General features: G+C 54.5%; 13 protein-coding genes. 3 read left to right on the top strand and 10 right to left on the bottom strand.

What is annotated here, in order from left to right:
- Positions 1 to 20: 20 nt before the first annotated feature.
- Complete coding sequence (gene adhP, locus HED22_RS15925) at positions 21 to 1,043, top strand: alcohol dehydrogenase AdhP (RefSeq protein ID WP_167724032.1); 1,023 nt, start codon at positions 21 to 23, stop codon at positions 1,041 to 1,043.
- 62 nt (positions 1,044 to 1,105) lie between these two features.
- On the opposite strand, the gene HED22_RS15930 is transcribed toward adhP, so the two are convergent.
- The 3 genes from HED22_RS15930 to HED22_RS15940 all read right to left on the bottom strand — a co-directional run bounded on the left by HED22_RS15930 (position 1,106) and on the right by HED22_RS15940 (position 3,890).
- The gene (locus HED22_RS15930) at positions 1,106 to 1,738 is read right to left on the bottom strand and encodes a glutathione S-transferase family protein (RefSeq protein ID WP_217701902.1); all 633 of its coding nucleotides are present in this window, start codon (positions 1,736 to 1,738) and stop codon (positions 1,106 to 1,108) included.
- 113 nt (positions 1,739 to 1,851) lie between these two features.
- A complete protein-coding gene (locus HED22_RS15935) occupies positions 1,852 to 2,373 on the bottom strand; it encodes a methylated-DNA--[protein]-cysteine S-methyltransferase (RefSeq protein ID WP_254870128.1) in 522 nt (173 codons plus the stop codon).
- Between the two features lie 2 nt (positions 2,374 to 2,375).
- Positions 2,376 to 3,890, bottom strand: a complete 1,515-nt coding sequence (locus HED22_RS15940; protein ID WP_254870130.1) for a DNA-3-methyladenine glycosylase 2 family protein — start codon at positions 3,888 to 3,890, stop codon at positions 2,376 to 2,378.
- A 247-nt stretch (positions 3,891 to 4,137) separates the two neighbouring features.
- Between HED22_RS15940 and HED22_RS15945 the strand changes: the two genes are divergently transcribed.
- Positions 4,138 to 6,276, top strand: a complete 2,139-nt coding sequence (locus HED22_RS15945; RefSeq protein ID WP_167724038.1) for a methyl-accepting chemotaxis protein — start codon at positions 4,138 to 4,140, stop codon at positions 6,274 to 6,276.
- 140 nt (positions 6,277 to 6,416) lie between these two features.
- Here the strand turns inward: HED22_RS15945 and HED22_RS15950 are convergent, their stop codons facing one another.
- The 6 genes from HED22_RS15950 to HED22_RS15975 form a co-directional block, all read right to left on the bottom strand.
- Positions 6,417 to 7,022, bottom strand: coding sequence for a nucleoside deaminase (locus HED22_RS15950; RefSeq protein WP_167724040.1), 606 nt, complete (start codon positions 7,020 to 7,022; stop codon positions 6,417 to 6,419).
- A 118-nt stretch (positions 7,023 to 7,140) separates the two neighbouring features.
- The gene (locus HED22_RS15955) at positions 7,141 to 7,395 is read right to left on the bottom strand and encodes a hypothetical protein (protein WP_167724042.1); all 255 of its coding nucleotides are present in this window, start codon (positions 7,393 to 7,395) and stop codon (positions 7,141 to 7,143) included.
- Between the two features lie 256 nt (positions 7,396 to 7,651).
- Positions 7,652 to 8,780 (bottom strand): peptide chain release factor 2 gene (prfB, locus tag HED22_RS15960; RefSeq protein ID WP_167724044.1). Its coding sequence is split into 2 segments (ribosomal slippage): positions 7,652 to 8,710 and positions 8,712 to 8,780, totalling 1,128 coding nucleotides; the frame shifts between segments, so codons are not numbered across the junction.
- A 173-nt stretch (positions 8,781 to 8,953) separates the two neighbouring features.
- Positions 8,954 to 10,525, bottom strand: coding sequence for an alkaline phosphatase (locus tag HED22_RS15965; RefSeq protein ID WP_167724046.1), 1,572 nt, complete (start codon positions 10,523 to 10,525; stop codon positions 8,954 to 8,956).
- Positions 10,526 to 10,784: 259 nt separating this feature from the next.
- Positions 10,785 to 13,208: a penicillin-binding protein 1A gene (locus tag HED22_RS15970; RefSeq protein ID WP_167724048.1), complete on the bottom strand. Its 2,424-nt coding sequence runs from the start codon at positions 13,206 to 13,208 to the stop codon at positions 10,785 to 10,787.
- A 258-nt stretch (positions 13,209 to 13,466) separates the two neighbouring features.
- On the bottom strand, positions 13,467 to 14,750 hold the full coding sequence (locus tag HED22_RS15975; protein WP_254870132.1) for an N-acetylmuramoyl-L-alanine amidase: 1,284 nt from the start codon (positions 14,748 to 14,750) through the stop codon (positions 13,467 to 13,469).
- Positions 14,751 to 15,399: 649 nt separating this feature from the next.
- Here HED22_RS15975 and HED22_RS15980 point away from each other — a divergent pair.
- Positions 15,400 to 18,408: a ribonuclease E/G gene (locus HED22_RS15980; protein WP_167724050.1), complete on the top strand. Its 3,009-nt coding sequence runs from the start codon at positions 15,400 to 15,402 to the stop codon at positions 18,406 to 18,408.
- 103 nt (positions 18,409 to 18,511) lie between these two features.
- Here HED22_RS15980 and HED22_RS15985 read toward each other — a convergent pair whose 3' ends face one another.
- Positions 18,512 to 18,724 (bottom strand): hypothetical protein, encoded by a 213-nt coding sequence (locus HED22_RS15985; protein ID WP_167724052.1) that lies wholly within the window; start codon positions 18,722 to 18,724, stop codon positions 18,512 to 18,514.
- Position 18,725: the final 1 nt, after the last annotated feature.

The following is an 18,725-nucleotide window of genomic DNA, read 5'->3' on the forward strand; positions in this document are numbered from 1 at the left end:
ATCAGCAAGGAGATGTCATTATGCCCTCCACCATGAAAGCCGCTGTCGTCCGCGATTTTGGCAAGCCCCTGTCGATAGAAGAAGTCACCGTGCCCAAGGTCACGCCGGGAAAAATCCTGGTCAAGATCGAGGCATCCGGTGTCTGTCACACCGACCTTCATGCTGCCGAAGGTGACTGGCCGGTCAAACCAAGCCCGCCCTTCATTCCCGGTCACGAAGGGGTCGGCATCGTTGCCGAAGTTGGTGAAGGCGTTTCGTCTGTCAAGGAAGGCGACCGGGTTGGCGTGCCATGGCTTCATTCGGCTTGCGGACATTGCCATCATTGCATTACCGGCTGGGAGACCCTGTGCGGGGAGCAGCTTAATACCGGATACTCCGTTAATGGCGGCTTTGCCGAATATGTTCTGGCAGACCCCGACTATGTCGGCCACCTGCCCGATCCGCTTGAATTTGGCAACGCTGCCCCGGTGCTGTGCGCCGGTGTGACGGTTTATAAGGGGCTTAAGGAAACCGAATGCAAACCCGGTGAAACCGTCGTGATTTCGGGGATTGGCGGCCTTGGACATATGGCCGTGCAATATGCCAAGGCGATGGGCATGAAAGTTATCGCTGTTGACATTGCCAATGAGAAACTCGAACTCGCCAAGAATCTTGGCGCAGACTGGACCCTGAACGCCGCTGAGACCGATGTTGTTTCCGAAGTTCAGAAACAGATGGGTGGTGCCAATGGTGTTCTGGTGACCGCCGTTTCGCGGGCGGCCTTCAAACAAGGCGTTGGCATGCTGGGTCGCGGGGGCACGATGGCGCTTTGCGGTCTGCCACCCGGTACGTTCGAGCTTGATATTTTCGATACTGTCCTGTCGCGCAAAACCATCCGCGGATCAATTGTCGGCACCCGTGCCGACCTGCAGGAAGCGCTTGATTTCGCCGGTGATGGCAAGGTGCATTCGCACTTCACGACCGAGCCGATGGAAAACATCAACTCGATCTTTGATCGTATGCGGGGCGGCAAGATCGACGGTCGCATCGTCATGTCGATCTGAGTGCATTGAGCTAAATACAAATGCCAAACACGGGCTTCTGAACGGAAGCCCGTGTTATTTTGTCAGAGATCACCTTTGCTGTGCGGATCTTCTGCGTAGTAGCGCACCGGCACCTGATCCCCGACAATCTCACCGATACGATCAATCCACGCCGTCACCGCCGGAAACGCCGTCATTTCCAGGGCGGCCTCGTGGGCGAGATGGGTATAGGCGTAAACAGCAATATCAGCAATTGAGTAGCGATCATTGGCAAGAAAGCACTTGCCTGTCAGATAGCGTTCAAGATTGCCCAACACACCTTGCGCAGCAGTTCGGCGTTTTTCAAGTTGCCCAAGATTGCGTTCATTCTTTCCGGTCAGATTCCAGTGACGCAGTGTCGCAATCGTTGACTGGACATAATCGGCTTCGAAAAACAGCCACTGGGCAACCTTGGCCCGTTCATACAAATCATCTGGCAAATAGTCGCTGCCGTCGGCCAGATAAAGCAGGATGGCATTGGATTCCGCGATGCATCGTCCATCATCAAGCTGCAATACCGGTACCGCCCCCGCCGGATTGCATTCAAAGAACGCATCGGTGTGACTTTCGCCTTCAAAGATCGATAGCCATTCGGTCTCATATTTAATCGACAAATGGGCGCAGAGCTGCCGGACTTTCCAGGCGTTTTGCGATCCGGGGTAATCATAAAGCTTCACGGCTGTTCCTTTCACAAGACAAAGGGGTAGCATTCCAGCCAAGTGATTGGCTGGTTGGCACATTCGGATTTTGGGAATTACGCGGTCAGGTCAGATGTCACGACCACAAGGGCCTAGGCTGCGTTCGCAAGCATCGCCGCTTCATGATCAAGCAGCCATTTCTTGCGATCAAGCCCACCGGCATAACCGGTCAGGGTACCGTTTGATCCGATCACCCGATGACACGGCACAATGATCGATACCGGGTTCAGTGCGTTGGCCCGTGCCACCGCACGAACAGCCTTGGGATTGCCCAACTGATCGGCAAGCCCGGCATAAGACAGGCTTTGACCACTGGGGATCTTGGTCAGGGCATCCCATACCGATTTCTGAAAGTCGGTGCCGATCATATTGATCGCATGCATCGGCAGAGCCCCGACGTTTCCGGCGAAATAGCCGTCAAGCCAGCTGATGACATCGGCTGGTGCCGTGCCGCCCTCAATCCATTCAAGGTTTTTGAAACGTCGGCTTTGAATGGTTTTAAGGCGATCATCATTATCTTCGAAATCAAGATGCACCAGCTTGCCATCGATGCTGGCGAGTGAGAGTTTCCCGAGCGGGCTGGCGTACCGCACGACATTAATCTGGGTGGACATCATCATTCTCCTTCCAATGCGGACCAAAGATACTGCGCGGCATAGGCCCGCCATGGCCGCCAGTTTTCAGAAATACTTTCAAGTGCATTGGGCTTGTCGGGTCCACCGCCCATACTTGATGCCTTAAGGATACCAAGATCTGCGGCCGGAAATGCATCCGGATCCCCAAGCCCGCGCAGACCGAAATAGTTCAAAGTCCAGGGGCCAATCCCCTTGATCGCAGTCATGGCAGCAATCAGATCATCGCCAGACACCTGATCGCAATCAGGGGCGGCAAAAAGATCAATCACGTCCGCAAGGGTCTGGGCGCGTCGCGTTGTCAAACCAATCGGAGTCAGTTCCTGCCCGATCAGGCTTTGCGGCGTCGGAAAGACATGGGTGATGCCGGTTCCTGTCACCAGATCATCGGGCAAAGCTTCACCAAAGCGCGCGACCAGCCGTCCGGCCAAGGTGCGTGCCGCGGCGACCGAAACCTGTTGACCGAGCACCGCACGCAAGGCGAGTTCAAACCGCTCCCAGCATCCAGGCACCCGAAGACCGGGACGTTTTTCCACCAAGGGCGCCAAAAGGGTGTCTTCGGCAAACTGTGCGGTAATCGACGGCACATCGGCATCAAGATCAAAAAGCCTGCGCACACGTCCGCCGATTTCCAGCACCGCTTCGCGGGCCGGGCCGCGCAGGATGACATCGACACCGGATTGATCGCCGCTGAAATGACAGATCATCAACCCGACGCGCCCATCAATCTTGAAGCCGCGCGCATATGTCCGTTCACGCACGGTCTCAAGGCCCGGAATGGCGCGCGCACGGAAAAAGGCCAGAAGATATTCGGCGTCAAACGGTTGGCGCGCCCGAAGCCGTAAAATCAGGTCATCATTGCGCGCGGCAAACGGATCATCCGATTCTGCGAATGCCTGTGTGCTGGTTTTAATGCCCCGACGAAACGCAGTCGGCGCCTGACCATAGGCCTGTTTCATCGCGTCGTTAAACCGCCGCAAACTGCCAAATCCTGCGATATTGGCGATTTCCGTCATGGTCAGGTTGCTATCGACAATCAGCTGGCGGGCGCGCAAAAGACGCCGCGCCTTGGCATGTTCCTGTGGCGTGACACCGGTGTGTTCCTTGAAGATACGGCGCAAATGCCGATCCCCGACGCCAAGCCGATCTGCCAGACCGGCAATCGAACCATCTTCAAGCGCACCCTGATCAATCAGGCGGACCGCACGGGCGACGGTGGCATGTACACCTGCACTCGCCGGGCTGCCCGGTGCAGCTTCTGGTCGGCAACGCAAGCACGGGCGAAACCCGTGGGCAATTGCCGCCTCGGCACTGGGATAAAATTCCACATTGTCGCGCTTGGGCGTGACGGCCGGACAAATCGGGCGACAGAAAATCCCGGTGGTGCGTACGGCCGTATAAAAACGTCCGTCAAACCGACGGTCCCGGGTTTTGAGTGCCTGATAGCAGATATCGTTATTGAGCTGTTCCATGCCCGGCAGTTTAGCAGAATGGATCAACAAAACTCGCCAGATTCGGACTCCGACGACATTTCGGTCGCAATTTCAGATTTGGCTTACACATTTGATCATTTGATCATCATCCGAAGAAATGCTTTGCGTTTTGTTCAACCTCCCCATATAGGGATATTAAAGGATAGTAATACCCCATACCTTAGATTAGTTATTTTGGACAATACGCGCAAAGATTGCGCAGCCCAGAGCCCGATGAACGACCCGGGTTTTGCGGTAAAGGGAGTAAATTGGCATGAAACGCATCTCGGTCAAATTGCCGACAATCATCGCTGGACTTATTCTTTTTACTTCAATTACAGCTGGTGGCGTCCTGTCATTCGAGCTTTGGCAAACTCAAATGACCGAAGTCGAAAGCAAGCTTGAAGCGCTGACGGATGCGCGCAAGCAGTCTGTCGAGCTTTATCTGAAATCCATTGAAGAAGATCTGGAAATCGAATCTGACAGCAGCCTGACCCGTGACGCGCTGGATGCATTCTCGGAGTCCTGGGATGTTCTGGGATCCGATCCCGGCAGCAAGCTGCAAAAACTGTATATTTCGGACAATCCCAATGTCCTTGGTGAAAAGCATCTTCTTGATGATGCCGGGGACGGTTCGGACTGGAGCACTGCGCATCATAAATTCCACCCCCACTTCCGGGAATTTCTGGACCGCAAGGGCTATTACGACATATTTCTGATCCGTCCTGACGGAGAACTTGTCTATTCGGTCTTTAAGGAAGCAGACTTCGCCACCAACCTTAAGTCCGGTAAGTGGGCGGATACGGACCTGGGCAAAGTCTTTCAAGAGGCAATTGCGCAGAAATCCACGAACGAATTCGTCTTTGCCGATTTTCGTCCCTATGCGCCAAGTGCCGACGCACCGGCAAGCTTTATTGCACGCCAGGTTCGAAGTGAAAGTGGCGAGGTTCTGGGTGTGCTTGCATTCCAGATGCCGATATCGCGCATCAATAAAATCATGAATATCTCCGTTGGAATGGGTGAAAGCGGCGAAACCTACATCGTCGGGACTGACAGATTTATGCGCAGTGATTCCCGTTTTTCAGAGGAAAGCACGATCCTGAAAACCCGTGTGAACAACGATGCCGTTGAAGCCGCACTTTCGGGGGAATCAGGCGTTCATGAAATTCTTGATTATCGCGGCGTCCCCGTCATTTCTGCCTTCATGCCCATCAGCTTCCACGGCGTCGACTGGATTGTGCTGGGCGAAATCGATGTCGCAGAAGCCCGTGCACCGATCTATAACGCGCTGATAATCGCCGCAATTTCGGTTGTGATTGTGGCTGCGATTAGCGTTGCGATCGCGATTTTCTTTGCCCTTTCGATCACCAAGCCGATCGAAAACATTGTCACGAGCATGGGCAGCCTTGCCGACGGAAACCTGGATACCGCGATTTCCGGGACCGGACGCTCTGACGAAATCGGTGATATTGCCAAGGCAACAGAAGTATTCAAAATAAACATGATCCGGGCCAAAAAGCTTGAAGAAGAAGCTGAACAGGCCGAACAGCGCGCTGCCCTTGAAAAGCGCGAAAACATGAACCGGCTGGCCGATACCTTCCAGAGCAAAGTCGGGTCCATTGTGACCGTCGTTGCATCGGCTGCAAACGAACTCGAAGCAACGGCACAAGGCCTGACCGCAATGATGGCGCAAACCAATCAACAGGCAAACTCGGTGTCCAATGCATCCTCGGATGCAAGCACGAATGTCGATACGGTTGCGTCTGCCTGCGAGGAAATGGCGGCTTCCATTCGTGAAATCAGTCTTCAGGTTCAGAATGCAACGACAGTTACAACCCAGGCCACAGACACGGCGATTTCAACACGCGAAACCGCCAATGATCTGGCGCAGTCGGTTCGGGAAATATCAACCATCGTTGAACTTATTCAGGATATTGCCGCACAAACCAACCTTCTGGCATTGAACGCCACAATCGAGGCCGCACGTGCTGGCGAAGCGGGCAAAGGATTTGTCGTGGTTGCACAGGAGGTCAAAAACCTTTCAGGGCAGACCGCACGTGCCACCGAAAGTATCAACAGCCAGATCGAAAAGGTTCAACGGATCACCGACAACATGGTAACCGCCGTTGAAGAGATCGCCAATGTGATCGAACAAAGCAAGGAAAGCTCTACCGTGATCGCGACTGCTGTCGAGGAACAGGATGCAACAACATCCGAAATCACTCACAGTATTTCACGCGCGGCAAAGGGAACTCAGGAAGTCGAAGCAGCGATCAGTGACGTGACCAAAGCCGCAACCGAGGGCTCTGCCTCCGCCGAACAGGTTCTGGCCAGTGCACGTGAACTGTCGCAGTCGGCCTCGCGCCTTGGGGAAGAAGCCGAAACATTCATCGCATCGGTGCGCAGCGCGTAAGACGCCATTAAGGCGATATCGCTTACGACGACAAACCAGCCCAAAAGTTACGCCCCGGCCAAACATGCCGGGGCGTAACTTGTTTGATGGATATAAAACTGCGTTCGCAGAACTGCTGCCGCGCAGGCTACTTTCCGTCCTTAGTTCAGTGGGATGTCGTTATCAGACTTGCTTTCCTGATACTGGGCAGACAGACGGTCATATTCATCCGAAATCGCCTTGGCACGTGCGAGATAGGCCGTCTTCTGGTCCTCTACCATCTCTGCAACCATGCCCATCATCGAATGGCTATCCCAGAAGGCATTTGATTTATTGTATTCGCCGTCTTCAAGGGTGAAGACCTCCTTCATGATTTTCAGATCATGGGGAATGGCAAAGGCATCGCGCGAATCTTCGTACGAGAAGAAGTAATAGAAATTATCAAAACCCGCCCAGGTGATAGCGGAAAGACACATCGAGCATGGCTCGTGCGTGGATAGGAAAATCAGCTCCGACGTTGCCGGGCGCTGGTCAGCGGGCATTTCATAGAACCGCTTCAGGCAATGGACCTCCCCATGCCAAAGCGGGTTTTCCGTTTCATTGTTGGTTTCGGCAATCACCAGTGACAGGTCGTCCTTGCGCAGGATCGCCGCACCGAAAAGCTTGTTGCCGCCCGAAACACCGGCACGGGTTTTCGGCAAAATGTCATCCTCAAGCACGGAAAACAGGCGGTCGAGGATTTTCTGATCGGTCTTGGTATCGGACATGTTGGCGGTCCCGGATGACAATGAATTCGAAGCATGCCATTTCATCGCGTCCGGGCCGCCAAGCCAACCTGTTTTTCGTATCCCCTTGCGCTAAACAGCCTATTGATACGCTTTACAATCAAATACCGCGCAATATGCCGTCATTGTCGGGCATCTGGCGCCTTTCCGGCGGAACCGGGATATAGAAATCACGATCCAGCAAGGTCGTGATCGCAATCAATGTCGGGGATTTGGTATCGCGCACCTTGGTGATCAGGGCATGATCAACCGGGGCCATTTCGCGGATCTTGATAACTTCGAAAATCGGACCGTTGGGTGTCGCAAGTTTGAACTGGTCACCAACTGCGACCGGACCGTGGGACTGATGGGCCATGTGGATCTTCCCGTGAGAGTATGGATGTTTGCTCTTCACGACCTGCCAGTGTCCCGTGCTATCGGGTGTTTCGTTGTTTTTGACAGATCGCGATCAGCCATACCCTTGCAGAGCTATCCGGCAATTCTGTGACAGAAATGGGATATTTGCGGTCGAATTGCGATTTTCCGGGAGTCAGAGCACCTGAAACAAAAAAACACCCCGCCACCAAATGCTGACGGGGTGTTTGCAGGTTCAATCCATGATTAGCAGGTAATCAATCGATATCTTCGACCTCGCCGGCCGATCCGGTGACCTTGGCGGCCAATGCGGCGGCCATGAAGGCATCGAGATCACCGTTCAGAACACCCTGGGTGTCCGAGGTTTCCGTGCCCGTGCGCAGATCCTTGATCATCTGATAAGGCTGCAGGACGTAGGATCGGATCTGATGCCCCCAACCGATATCGGTTTTGCTGTCTTCGACCGCCTGTGCTTCGGCTTCGCGTTTTTGCAGCTCTGCCTCATATAAACGGGCTTTCAGCATCTTCATCGCCGTTTCACGGTTTTTATGCTGCGAACGGTCGTTCTGACACTGGGCAACGATCCCGGTCGGAATATGGGTCATACGCACAGCAGAATCGGTTCTGTTGACGTGCTGACCACCGGCACCTGATGCGCGATAGGTATCGATACGAAGATCCTTATCAAGGATTTCAATCTCGATATCGTCATCAATCACCGGATACACCCAGACCGACGAGAAGCTGGTATGGCGACGCGCCGAGCTGTCATAGGGCGAAATACGCACCAGACGATGCACGCCCACTTCGTTCTTGAGCCAGCCATAGGCATTATGGCCGGTGATCTTGTAAGTCACCGATTTGATGCCGGCTTCCTCGCCATCGCTTTCTTCAAGCATCTCGAGCTTGTAACCCTTGGACTCTGCCCAACGGTAATACATGCGGGCCAACATCGATGCCCAGTCCTGCGCCTCTGTCCCGCCGGCACCGGCATGGATTTCAAGATAGGCGTCATTGGAATCGGCTTCGCCCGACAGCAGGCTTTCAAGTTCGCGCTTTGCGGCAATCTCGCGGATCGAACGCAGGGCTTCTTCGCCCTCTTCGACGGTTTCGCTATCGCCTTCGGCTTCGCCAAGCTCGATCAGTTCAACACTGTCTTCGAGTTCTTGGGCGAGCTTTTTATAACCATTGATGGCGTCATCAAGCTGGGTACGTTCACGCATGACTTTCTGCGCGTTTGTCGCATCGTCCCAAAGGGTCGGGTCTTCGGCAAGTGCGTTCAGTTCGTCAAGGCGTCTAAGAGCGTTATCCCAGTCAAAGATGCCTCCTCAGCAGTGCCATCGACTGCTTGATTTCATCGACCAATGCCTGTGCTTCGGCGCGCATTGATGTCTCCGTTATTCGTCTGAAAATCTGTTTCGCCACACGGATGATGCGGCAATGTCGGCGTGGCTTATAACAGTTTTTGCCCCGCTTGAAACCCCTGCAACAATGCAAAAACCCGGCGCGGTTGGTGCGCCGGGTTCTATTGCAAAAGCCTGATTAAGCAAAGTTGCCGATCAGCTGTAAACCGGATCAAGCGTTACCGTATAGAGTTCCTCGTCGGCGACATCACGAAGCGAAACGCGGAACTGTTCTGTATCGGCATCAATATCCACCAGCCCGAAGAACTGAAGCCCATAGGATGGCGGCAGGTTGATCCCCTGCTCCTCGGTCGGGTGTTTGGTGAATTTGACCTGCGGACCGAATGTGTTGTCCATTTCATTCGGACCAAAGGTTCCGGCATGCAACGGACCAGAGACAAATTCCCAGAAGGGTTCGAAATCCTGGAACTGTGCCTTGTTCGGATCATAATAATGGGCCGCCGTGTAATGCACATCCGCCGTCAACCAGACGGTATTGTTGATTTTGGCGTTCTTGATGAAACGCAGCAGTTCAACGATTTCAAGTTCACGACCGGCTGGCGCACCATCACCATTGGCAAGGTTTTCAAACGTGCTTTTGTTTTTCCAGTCATCATAAACGATCATGCCAATCGGCATGTCGGCTGCGATCACTTTCCAGGTCGCCTTGGAATTCAACAGACCACGTTTGAGCCATTCCATCTGGGCACGACCAAGGAAGTCGGTGTTATCCGTGGGTACGGCACTATTGTTGGCGTCGTTGGTGCCACGATAGGTCCGCATATCAAGGAAGAAAATCTCCAAGGACGGCCCATAAGAAACCTTGCGGTAAATGCGACCGGGTTCGGATGCGTATTCGGTCACCGGCAGCATTTCGCGGAAGGCACGATTAGCACGCGCGGCCAGAAGCGACACCGATTTTTCGCTATAGCGGTCATCGCCAAGCAACATCTCGCCGGGATACCAGTTGTTGGTCACTTCGTGGTCATCCCACTGATAATATACCGGCACCAGACGGTTGAACTCGCGCACATGCTGATCAAGCATGTTGTATTTATAGTTGCCACGAAACTCATCAAGCGTCTCGGCGACCTTTGCGGTGTCTTCGGTCGTGATGTTTTTCCAGATTTCGCCGTCCGGTGTTTCCTTGGTTTCGGCAAACGGCCCATCGGCATAAATCGTATCGCCGGAATGGATGAAGAAGTCCGGGTTATGTTTGGTAATCGTTGAATAGGTTTTCATGCCACCGCGGTCTTCATCAATACCCCAACCCTGCCCGCCGGTATCGCCGGACCAGCCGAAACGAATGTTGCGCTTGGCTGCTGGTGCCGTCCGAAAATGACCAATAATCGGTTCGGACGATGCACGTGTATCATCCAGATTTTCGAAATGTATCTTGTAAAAGATGTCCTGACCTGCTGGCAGATCGTCAAGGGAAAGTTTCCCGGCAAAGTCACGTTCTGGCAGCACATCGACATGCGGAATACGCACCGAGTTTTTGAACCCTTCCGTGGTCGCGATTTCGGTCACCATGCGCGACGCACGATCTGCACGTCCCCAGATGCAAGCAGTGCTTTGCGTAACGTCACCACTTTGAACACCGTGGGTCATGATCGGACGATCCGCAGCACGTGAAATCGACGGCATAAAGAAACCACCCATCGCAGTCGCGGCGCCTGCCGTCGCGCTGGTGGTCAAAAACTTTCGGCGGGAAAGACGAAAAGTCATTACAAGAACCTCATCAGGGTATGAAACAAAACATTGAAGATCATGACAAAGTCCGATGACAGCCTGATGTCAGTGTCTTGATTGTTTTGTCATGCTTTGATGACTCAACGCGTTTGTGAAAAGGCCGACCCGAAAGCCAACAAGTTCAAGTGAACCTGTTCCTGAACGAAAAAGGCCAGATGCTGATCACATCCGGCCTTAATCATATACCCCAACCAAACCTGATGGTGTTTGGCGCGGTCGGTAAAGCACGAACCCGCTAGTAAATGCCACCCGGTCCGGAGACAGAGCCACCGCTGCTATCGGATCCACCTGAACCGCTATATCCGCCATCAATGACATTGTCGTTCGAAGCCGGAATGGTGCCGGGCTTGAAGGCCTCCCAAATCACGTCCTGATCGCCCGGGCGGGCCGGAAGGCCGGTACGCGCTTCGACACGGACCATTCGAATGCCCGGCGGGGTCCGGAACGGGATGGCCTTTGTGCCTTCAAGTGCCCCGCGCATGAATTCCTTCCAGATCGGGGCGGCCGCACTGGCGCCCTGTTCACGATCACCAAGGGATCGGTTGTCATCAAAGCCAACATAAACACCAACTGCCAAATCCGGCGAGAAGCCGACAAACCAGGCATCACGCGAATCATTGGTCGTGCCGGTCTTGCCTGCCAGCGGATAGCCAAGCTCTGCAATACGGCGGCCCGTCCCACGGGTAATAACACCTTCCATGATGTGAACCATCTGGAATGCGCTGGCAGGGTCGGTCAGCTGTTCGCGGGTGTCAGGCAGATCAGGCGGCATCTGATTACGGAACGCCACGTCCTGACATTGCGCACATTCGCGTTCGTCACGACGATAAATCACGTTGCCGCGACGGTCCTGAATACGGTCGATCAGGGTCGGGGTGATTTTCTTGCCGCCATTGACCAACTCGGCATAGGCCGACGTCAAACGCATTACTGTCGTTTCAGCCGCGCCCAGCGACATCGACAACACGTCTGGCATTTCATCAACAACACCAAAGCGCTCGGCGTAATCGACCACGGTCGGCATGCCGATGGTTTGGGCCAGACGCACCGTCATCAGGTTTCGCGACTTTTCAATCCCAAGTCGCATGGTCGAAGGACCATAGAACTTGCCGCTATAGTTGCCCGGTTTCCACTTGCCAAGGCCGGGGCCCTGATCAATCACAAACGGCGCATCAAGCACCAGTGTCGAAGGCGTAAAGCCCTGATCAAGGGCGGCAAGATAGACAAACGGCTTGAAGGCAGAGCCCGGCTGACGGCGGGCCTGTGTTGCGCGGTTAAATTTCGAAAGATCATGTGAAAAACCACCCGACATCGCCAATACGCGCCCGGTATGCGGATCCATTGCCACCAGACCGCCATTCACATTCGGGATCTGACGCAGGCCATAGGTATTTGGCGGCAACTGTTCGCCATCAAGTTCGGCGAAATGTTTGACGTAAACAACATCGCCGGGCTTCAGCACATCTGACGGACGGTTCACAACCGCGCCCAAAGTCTGGCCCTTTTGCCATGGGCGGGCCCATGTCAGGAAGCGCAACGGAATACGCCCCTGCTCGCCATTCATCAGGCCCAGTTTTGCTTCATTGGCGTCGGTATCCAGCACAACGGCACGATCCCAGGGGATATCTGCCGGAGTTTCAACTTCGCGCAGCGTCTGCTGCCAGTTGCCCGACAGATCAATATTGGTGATCGGGCCGCGCCAGCCATGACGACGGTCATATTCAACCAACCCGTCAAACAGTGCCTTGTCGGCGATATCCTGCAAGCGCGGAACCACGGTGGAACGCACAGAAAGGCCACCGTCATAAAGCATGCCCTCGCCATAGCGATCCACAAGCTGGCGACGGACTTCCTCGGCAAAGAAATCGGCGCGGTAAGTGTCAACCGACTCTCGGGTCTTGCCTTCAAGCGGGGATGACCATGCCGCCTGCGCTTCGGCCTCGGTGATGTATTTTTCTTCAAGCATCCGCCCAATCACCCAGTTACGGCGCGCCTTGGCTTCGTCATGGTTGCGGACCGGATGATAGTTAGATGGTGCTTTTGGCAGGGCAGCAAGATAGGCGGCTTCTTCAACATCAAGCTCATCAAGCGACTTGTCGAAATAGCGCAAAGCAGCTGCGGCCACACCATAGCTGCCACTGCCGAGATAAATCTCGTTCAGGTAAAGCTCAAGGATATGTTCCTTGGAAAAGGCCCGCTCGATACGGAAGGACAGAATGGCTTCCTTGATCTTGCGCTCGTAGGATACTTCGTTGGTCAGAAGGAAGTTCTTGGCGACCTGCTGGGTGATGGTTGATGCGCCGACCGGACGTTTGCCGGTTCCCAAATTGACAACGTTGGTGACAGCCGCGCGCAAGACAGAGGCAAAATCGATCCCCGGATGAGAAAAGAAGTTCTTGTCCTCAGCCGCGACGAACGCATCAATTACTTTGTGCGGGATAGCCGAAATCGGCACAAAGACACGCTTTTCACGCGCATATTCGGCAATCAGGGCACCGTCGGATGCATGCACACGTGTCATAACCTCGGGCTCGTAATTTTCAAGCTGTGTGTAATCAGGCAGTCCTTGGCCAAAGTGCCAGAAGATCGCCAGCATACCGGCGCCGCCCGCAACCGCCATCAAGAACAGAAAGCCGAAAATACTAAGTAGAATGCGCATGTAAGCAGGTCTTTTTCATTTTGTTGGCCTGATCGGTCAAGGGCGCATATTCATGCACTCTTACCGGAAATGCAACGTCCCGACCGACATTTCGCCTGTCAGGATCGTAAACACGGATTTGCCCGCATCATAGCGGCAAAATCATGACGAGGTTGTGACAGCCACCACGCCTGAGGGCTTTTTATTCCCAGAATAAAGCGTATCGGTATCTTTCCCGCCTATGTCAGACGCAAATCACGATACCGACAGTCCCAGCTTTTAGAACTTGTGTTTCTCGAAATAAATATCAATTGCCCGCATGACGGCCTCGGCAATCTTTTTGCGATGGGCCGGGCTTTGCAACAGCTTGGCATCCGTTGCATTCGACAGATATCCCATTTCAAACAAGGCAGACGGGATATCAGGTGCCTTCAGAACCGCGAAACCTGCAAAGCGATGGGTGCGGCGTTGCAATTCGATGCTTTGGGCAAGCTGGGTGACCATATTTGCCGCCAAGGTTGCCGACAGGTTCATGGTTTCGCGTTGCGCCAGATCGATCAGGATGCTTTGCACCAGCGTGTTTTCATCGGAAAGATCAATACCGGCAATGACGTCGGCCTTGTTTTCCTTTGATGCCAGTGCGGCGGCCTCTTTGTCCGATGCGTTTTCAGACAGGGTATAAACCGATGCGCCGCGATGCTTTGGATTGGCAATCGAGTCTGCATGCAACGATATGAACAGATCCGCCTCGGCCTTGCGCGCGATTTCGACGCGTTGCCGCAGTTTCAGGAACACGTCCTTGTCACGCGTTAACAGAACGCGATAGCGCCCGGATGCCGTCAGGGTTTCGGCAAGCTGGCGCGCTGCGGCAAGGGTCAGGTCCTTTTCATAGACATTGCCCACGCCAATCGCACCGGGATCGACCCCGCCATGTCCGGCATCAATGGCAATCAGCGGCTTTTCATCACCGCCGCGGCCCGATTGAACGGCGACATCAACACTTTGCTCGGTCGCACTGGTATCGTTGCGACTGCGCGCAGAATAGGCTTCCATGCTTTGACGCGATGCGGTCAAAAAGGCGTCACGCCCGGTCGGTTTCAGATCAACCACCAGACGATTGGGCTTTCCCCCGCCCGGTGGCAGCGAGAAAATCTTCGAAACGAGCGACGGCTGCGCGACATCGAGAACCACACGGAACGTGCCCGGTTTGAACAGGCCATAGCGCAGGCCCGAAATCAGCCCCCCGCCAGAGGTCACCTTGCTTGGCGGTGCGTTCCAGTCGATTTCCGGCATATCAATGATGATGCGATAGGGATCTGGCAGCAGGAAGTAGGTAAAATCGACTTCCTGATCGAGATCGATCACAAAGCGCGTGTAATCGGGATAAACCCCAAGCCGCGCGCCAAGCACCTTGGCCGGTTGGGCTGATGCTTCTGACACGGTGATCACGAATGCACACAACAGCGCAAACACCACCATCATCGTTCTGGCGATATTGACCAGGAAAGACCCTGATGGTGCATTTTTCGTTTTGGAAAGCGAAGTTGCGTGCTGTGAATACATCTGTCGTTTCAGCGCCTATTACCCTGCAAGAGCATCTGTTAAGCGCTTATAGCAATGCGTTGGTTAACGGGCAATTGACCAACACCAGAACTTGCATGACAGATCTTTCAACTTTGCGCGATGGGCGGAACATGGGGCAGAACCGTAAAAACAGTGTCTTTTCATATATTTGCCGAAGATAACTCACCCAAAGGAAAATCGCGCGGATTTCTGTGTGTTTTTACATGTTACTGTCAGAAAGTCGTTACATCACGCAACAAAACTGTTTGTAGCAGACGCATAAAAGGGATATGTTGCACCCGAGATTCCTATGCTTTGTGGTAAGCAACCAAAATGCCACCAGGCTGAGGACGCGACGAGTGCAGTTCTTACGGTCGGTGTCTCGGTGACGCGGCAATTCCCGCTCCCGATAGAGCCCTCCTCAAAAAGGCTGTCTTGGCGCGCTCGAAAGACACGCAATCTAATTCTTTTGTTTCAACACCAAAACCAGGTCCAACCGGAAGAGCAGCCGACACGCGATGACCCAGATACATACAGGACATATCGCGACCTTTATGGGCGGCGCCTCCGGACATGCCGGTTTGTTTGCATATCAGCGCAATTGCGCCCATAGCATTGAACTGGCGGGGCCCCCAGGAACAGGTTCCGAATGGTCAAACGTATGCTTATCGATGCAACGCACGCGGAAGAGAGCCGCGTCGTTGTTATTAATGGAAATCGCCTAGAAGAATACGACGTCGAAACTTCGACAAAAAAGCAAATCAAGGGTAATATCTATCTCGCGAAAGTCACGCGGGTAGAACCGTCGCTTCAGGCGGCCTTTGTTGACTATGGCGGAAACCGTCATGGTTTCCTTGCGTTTAGCGAAATCCATTCCGACTACTATCAAATTCCGGTTGCCGACCGCGAGGCGATTGCCCAAGGCAATGCCCAGGTGAAGGACGCTGAAATCGTCGAAGACAACATCGGCGATTCCGAAGACAGCCCGAAAAAAGAAAAGAAGCCGTCGCGTACACGTTCGCGCCGCAAACCGCGCGCTCAGAGCAAGGACGATACATCCGACACGCCCGAGGCAGAAGCCCCGGAAGCGGATGCCACGACCGAGGCGCCTGGCCAGTCCGATGCCGCAACCGAGAAAACCGGTTCTGGCGAGGAAGAAGAAGCCAAACCGCGTCGTCGCCGTCCGCGCAATCGTCGCAAAAAAAGCGACGATGTCGAGGCATCGGGTTCGGATGCAGAAGCAACGCCGTCCAGTGATGGCAATGATGACAGCGGTTCGAACGGTGATGACACCCCGACCGGTGGCAATGCCGCGATGGCAGCCGAAGTCGCCGAGCTTGACGTTGATGTCGTTACCGATGACGACGCTAACGAAGTCACCGCTCTTGATCCGAATGCCGACGTTGAAGAAGACATCGAAGACCTTGGTGGCGATGACAGCGACGAATTCGTCGAATCACACAGCCGTCAACTTCAGAAACGCTACAAAATTCAGGAAGTCATCAAGCGCCGCCAGATCATTCTGGTTCAGGTCGTCAAGGAAGAGCGCGGCAACAAGGGTGCAGCGCTTTCGACCTTCCTGTCACTGGCCGGTCGTTATTGCGTGCTGATGCCAAACACCCCGCGCGGTGGTGGCATTTCGCGCAAGATCACCAATGCCAAGGACCGCAAGCGTCTGAAATCCATTCTGGCAGAGCTTGAGATTCCGGACGGCATGGCGGTTATCGTTCGTACCGCCGGTGCAGAACGGACCAAGGCCGAAATCAAGCGTGACTTCGATTATCTGATGCGTCTGTGGGATCGTATCCGCGAAACCACCCTTCAGAGCCAGGCACCGTGCCTAATTTACGAAGAAGCCGATCTGATCAAGCGTTCCATCCGTGATCTTTATGCGCGCGATGTTGATGAAGTTCTGGTCGAAGGTGACGAGGGTTACCGCGTTGCCAAAGACTTCATGAAGATGCTGATGCCATCGCATGCCAAGCGTGTGCAGCCTTATAAAGATCAGGGCGTGCCGCTGTTCCACCGTTTCCAGGTGGAAAGCCAGCTTGATGCGATGCTCAACCCGGTCGTGCAGCTTAAATCCGGTGGTTATCTTGTCATCAACCCGACCGAGGCTTTGGTTGCGGTTGACGTCAACTCCGGCCGTTCGACCCGTGAACGCAACATCGAAGAAACCGCTTACAAGACCAACCTTGAAGCAGCCGAAGAACTGTCACGCCAGTTGCGCCTGCGTGACCTTGCGGGTCTGATCGTTGTCGACTTCATCGACATGGAAGATCACCGCAATCAGGCCTCTGTCGAACGCAAGCTTAAAGAAGCGATGCGCAACGACCGCGCCCGTCTGCAGATCGGCCGTATCAGCCCGTTTGGCCTGCTTGAAATGTCGCGTCAGCGCCTGCGTCCGTCGCTGGTCGAAAGCGCGTTTGAAGTTTGCACCCATTGCCGTGGTGTCGGCCTTGTTCGCTCGATCGAAAGTGCAGCCCTTCATCTGCTGCGCGTGATTGAAGAAGAAGGCATGCGTCGTCGTTCCGGCGCACTGACCGTCCATGTCGCAAGTGAAGTTGCCCTTTATATTCTGAACCGCAAGCGTGACTCGCTTGGCGAAATCGAAAGCCGCTATGGTTTCAGCGTCATGATCTTTGGTGATGACAGCCTGATTTCGCCAGACCATCGTATTGAACGCACCCGTGCGAAAAAAGGCGATGAAGTTGACGAAACGCCGTCTGTTCTCAACACCGACAGCGTGTCGCTGACCGCGATTGAAAATCCGGTTGATGCAGACGACGAAGAAGAAGAAACTGAACGCAACGAAGATGACGATCAGGGCGGCAAGCGCCGTCGTCGTCGCCGTCGTCGCCGTGGCCGCAATGATGACCGCGATGATCGCAACAACGATCAGCAGCAGGATGCATCTGGCGACAATGAAGACGCGTCTGACAACAGTGATCGCAACAACAACAATACGAATGACGACGATGATGATGAAAGCAACCGCAAGCGCCGCCGTCGCGGCAAACGTGGTGGTCGCCGTCGTTCGCGCCGTCAGGACTTTGATGGCAACCGGACCCGTTCGCCTGCTGATGATCCGGCCCTGACGGCAGCACGCCGCAACCGTGACCACGAAGCACCCGACGGCACAGCAGAAGACACCGTGATCGACGCTGATAGCGAAGGTCAGGACGCAGACAGCTTTGAGCAGGAAGGTGTTCGCGCCGGTCGTTCGCGCAGCACCACGGCCCCGGCCCCTGCCCGTCCGCGCCGTGATCGCAATGACAACCGCCGCAATCGTCGTGACCGCAACACCCGTTCGGATCGCAATGACGAGGGCAATGATCGCGATGTGAAGAACATCCCGATCCAAAGCGGCCCGGCCCCGGAAGCACAGTCGGACGCCCCGGCTGAAGCAAAACCGGAAGCAGCCGCGGCACCGGCCCCGACCCCGGCAGAAGTCAGTGCCCCGGCTCCGAAGGAAGAAGCACCCAAGGCAGAAGCCCCGGCTGAAAAACCGGCTGAGCCAAAAGCTGCTGAACCGGCCAAGGCCGAGAAAGCAGAACCGGCTCCTGCCCCGGCACCGGAAGCAACCCCTGCTCCCGAGCCGGCCAAGGACGAAAAACCGAAGCCGAAAAAACGCGGCTGGTGGAGCCTTGGTCGCTAAGACGGGCTACCAGAACAAACAAAAAAAGAAGGGCTGCCATCTGGCAGCCCTTCTTTTTTTTAGTCAACCGCCTGTCGGGCAATTCAGAGAAGCGTTCCCAATTCTAAAGGGCCTTCTTCAGAAGCGCTGTAAGTTCGACCGGACTGTTTGTCGTGCGCACATATCGCACAATCTCGCTATATTGAGTTTCTTGAGCTTCTTTTTTTGAATTGTCTTCTGGTGTGTCGAATATCTCAAACCCGACAGCACCTGAAGAGAAACTATCTGGCAATGGCCGCTTCATGATATCATTGATCACTTCAGCGTATTTGCTCATT

Origin of the sequence: Thalassospira sp. HF15 (assembly GCF_011806525.1) — a bacterium.
Lineage (GTDB): Bacteria > Pseudomonadota > Alphaproteobacteria > Rhodospirillales > Thalassospiraceae > Thalassospira.

Coding starts and splice junctions, on each gene's coding strand:
- adhP (WP_167724032.1), top strand. CDS start 21: ATGCCCTCCACCATGAAAGCCGCTGTCGTCCGCGATTTTGGCAAGCCC.
- HED22_RS15935 (WP_254870128.1), bottom strand. CDS start 2,373: ATGTCCACCCAGATTAATGTCGTGCGGTACGCCAGCCCGCTCGGGAAA.
- HED22_RS15945 (WP_167724038.1), top strand. CDS start 4,138: ATGAAACGCATCTCGGTCAAATTGCCGACAATCATCGCTGGACTTATT.
- HED22_RS15950 (WP_167724040.1), bottom strand. CDS start 7,022: ATGTCCGATACCAAGACCGATCAGAAAATCCTCGACCGCCTGTTTTCC.
- HED22_RS15955 (WP_167724042.1), bottom strand. CDS start 7,395: ATGGCCCATCAGTCCCACGGTCCGGTCGCAGTTGGTGACCAGTTCAAA.
- HED22_RS15965 (WP_167724046.1), bottom strand. CDS start 10,525: ATGACTTTTCGTCTTTCCCGCCGAAAGTTTTTGACCACCAGCGCGACG.
- HED22_RS15970 (WP_167724048.1), bottom strand. CDS start 13,208: ATGCGCATTCTACTTAGTATTTTCGGCTTTCTGTTCTTGATGGCGGTT.
- HED22_RS15975 (WP_254870132.1), bottom strand. CDS start 14,750: ATGTATTCACAGCACGCAACTTCGCTTTCCAAAACGAAAAATGCACCA.
- HED22_RS15980 (WP_167724050.1), top strand. CDS start 15,400: ATGGTCAAACGTATGCTTATCGATGCAACGCACGCGGAAGAGAGCCGC.
- HED22_RS15985 (WP_167724052.1), bottom strand. CDS start 18,724: ATGAGCAAATACGCTGAAGTGATCAATGATATCATGAAGCGGCCATTG.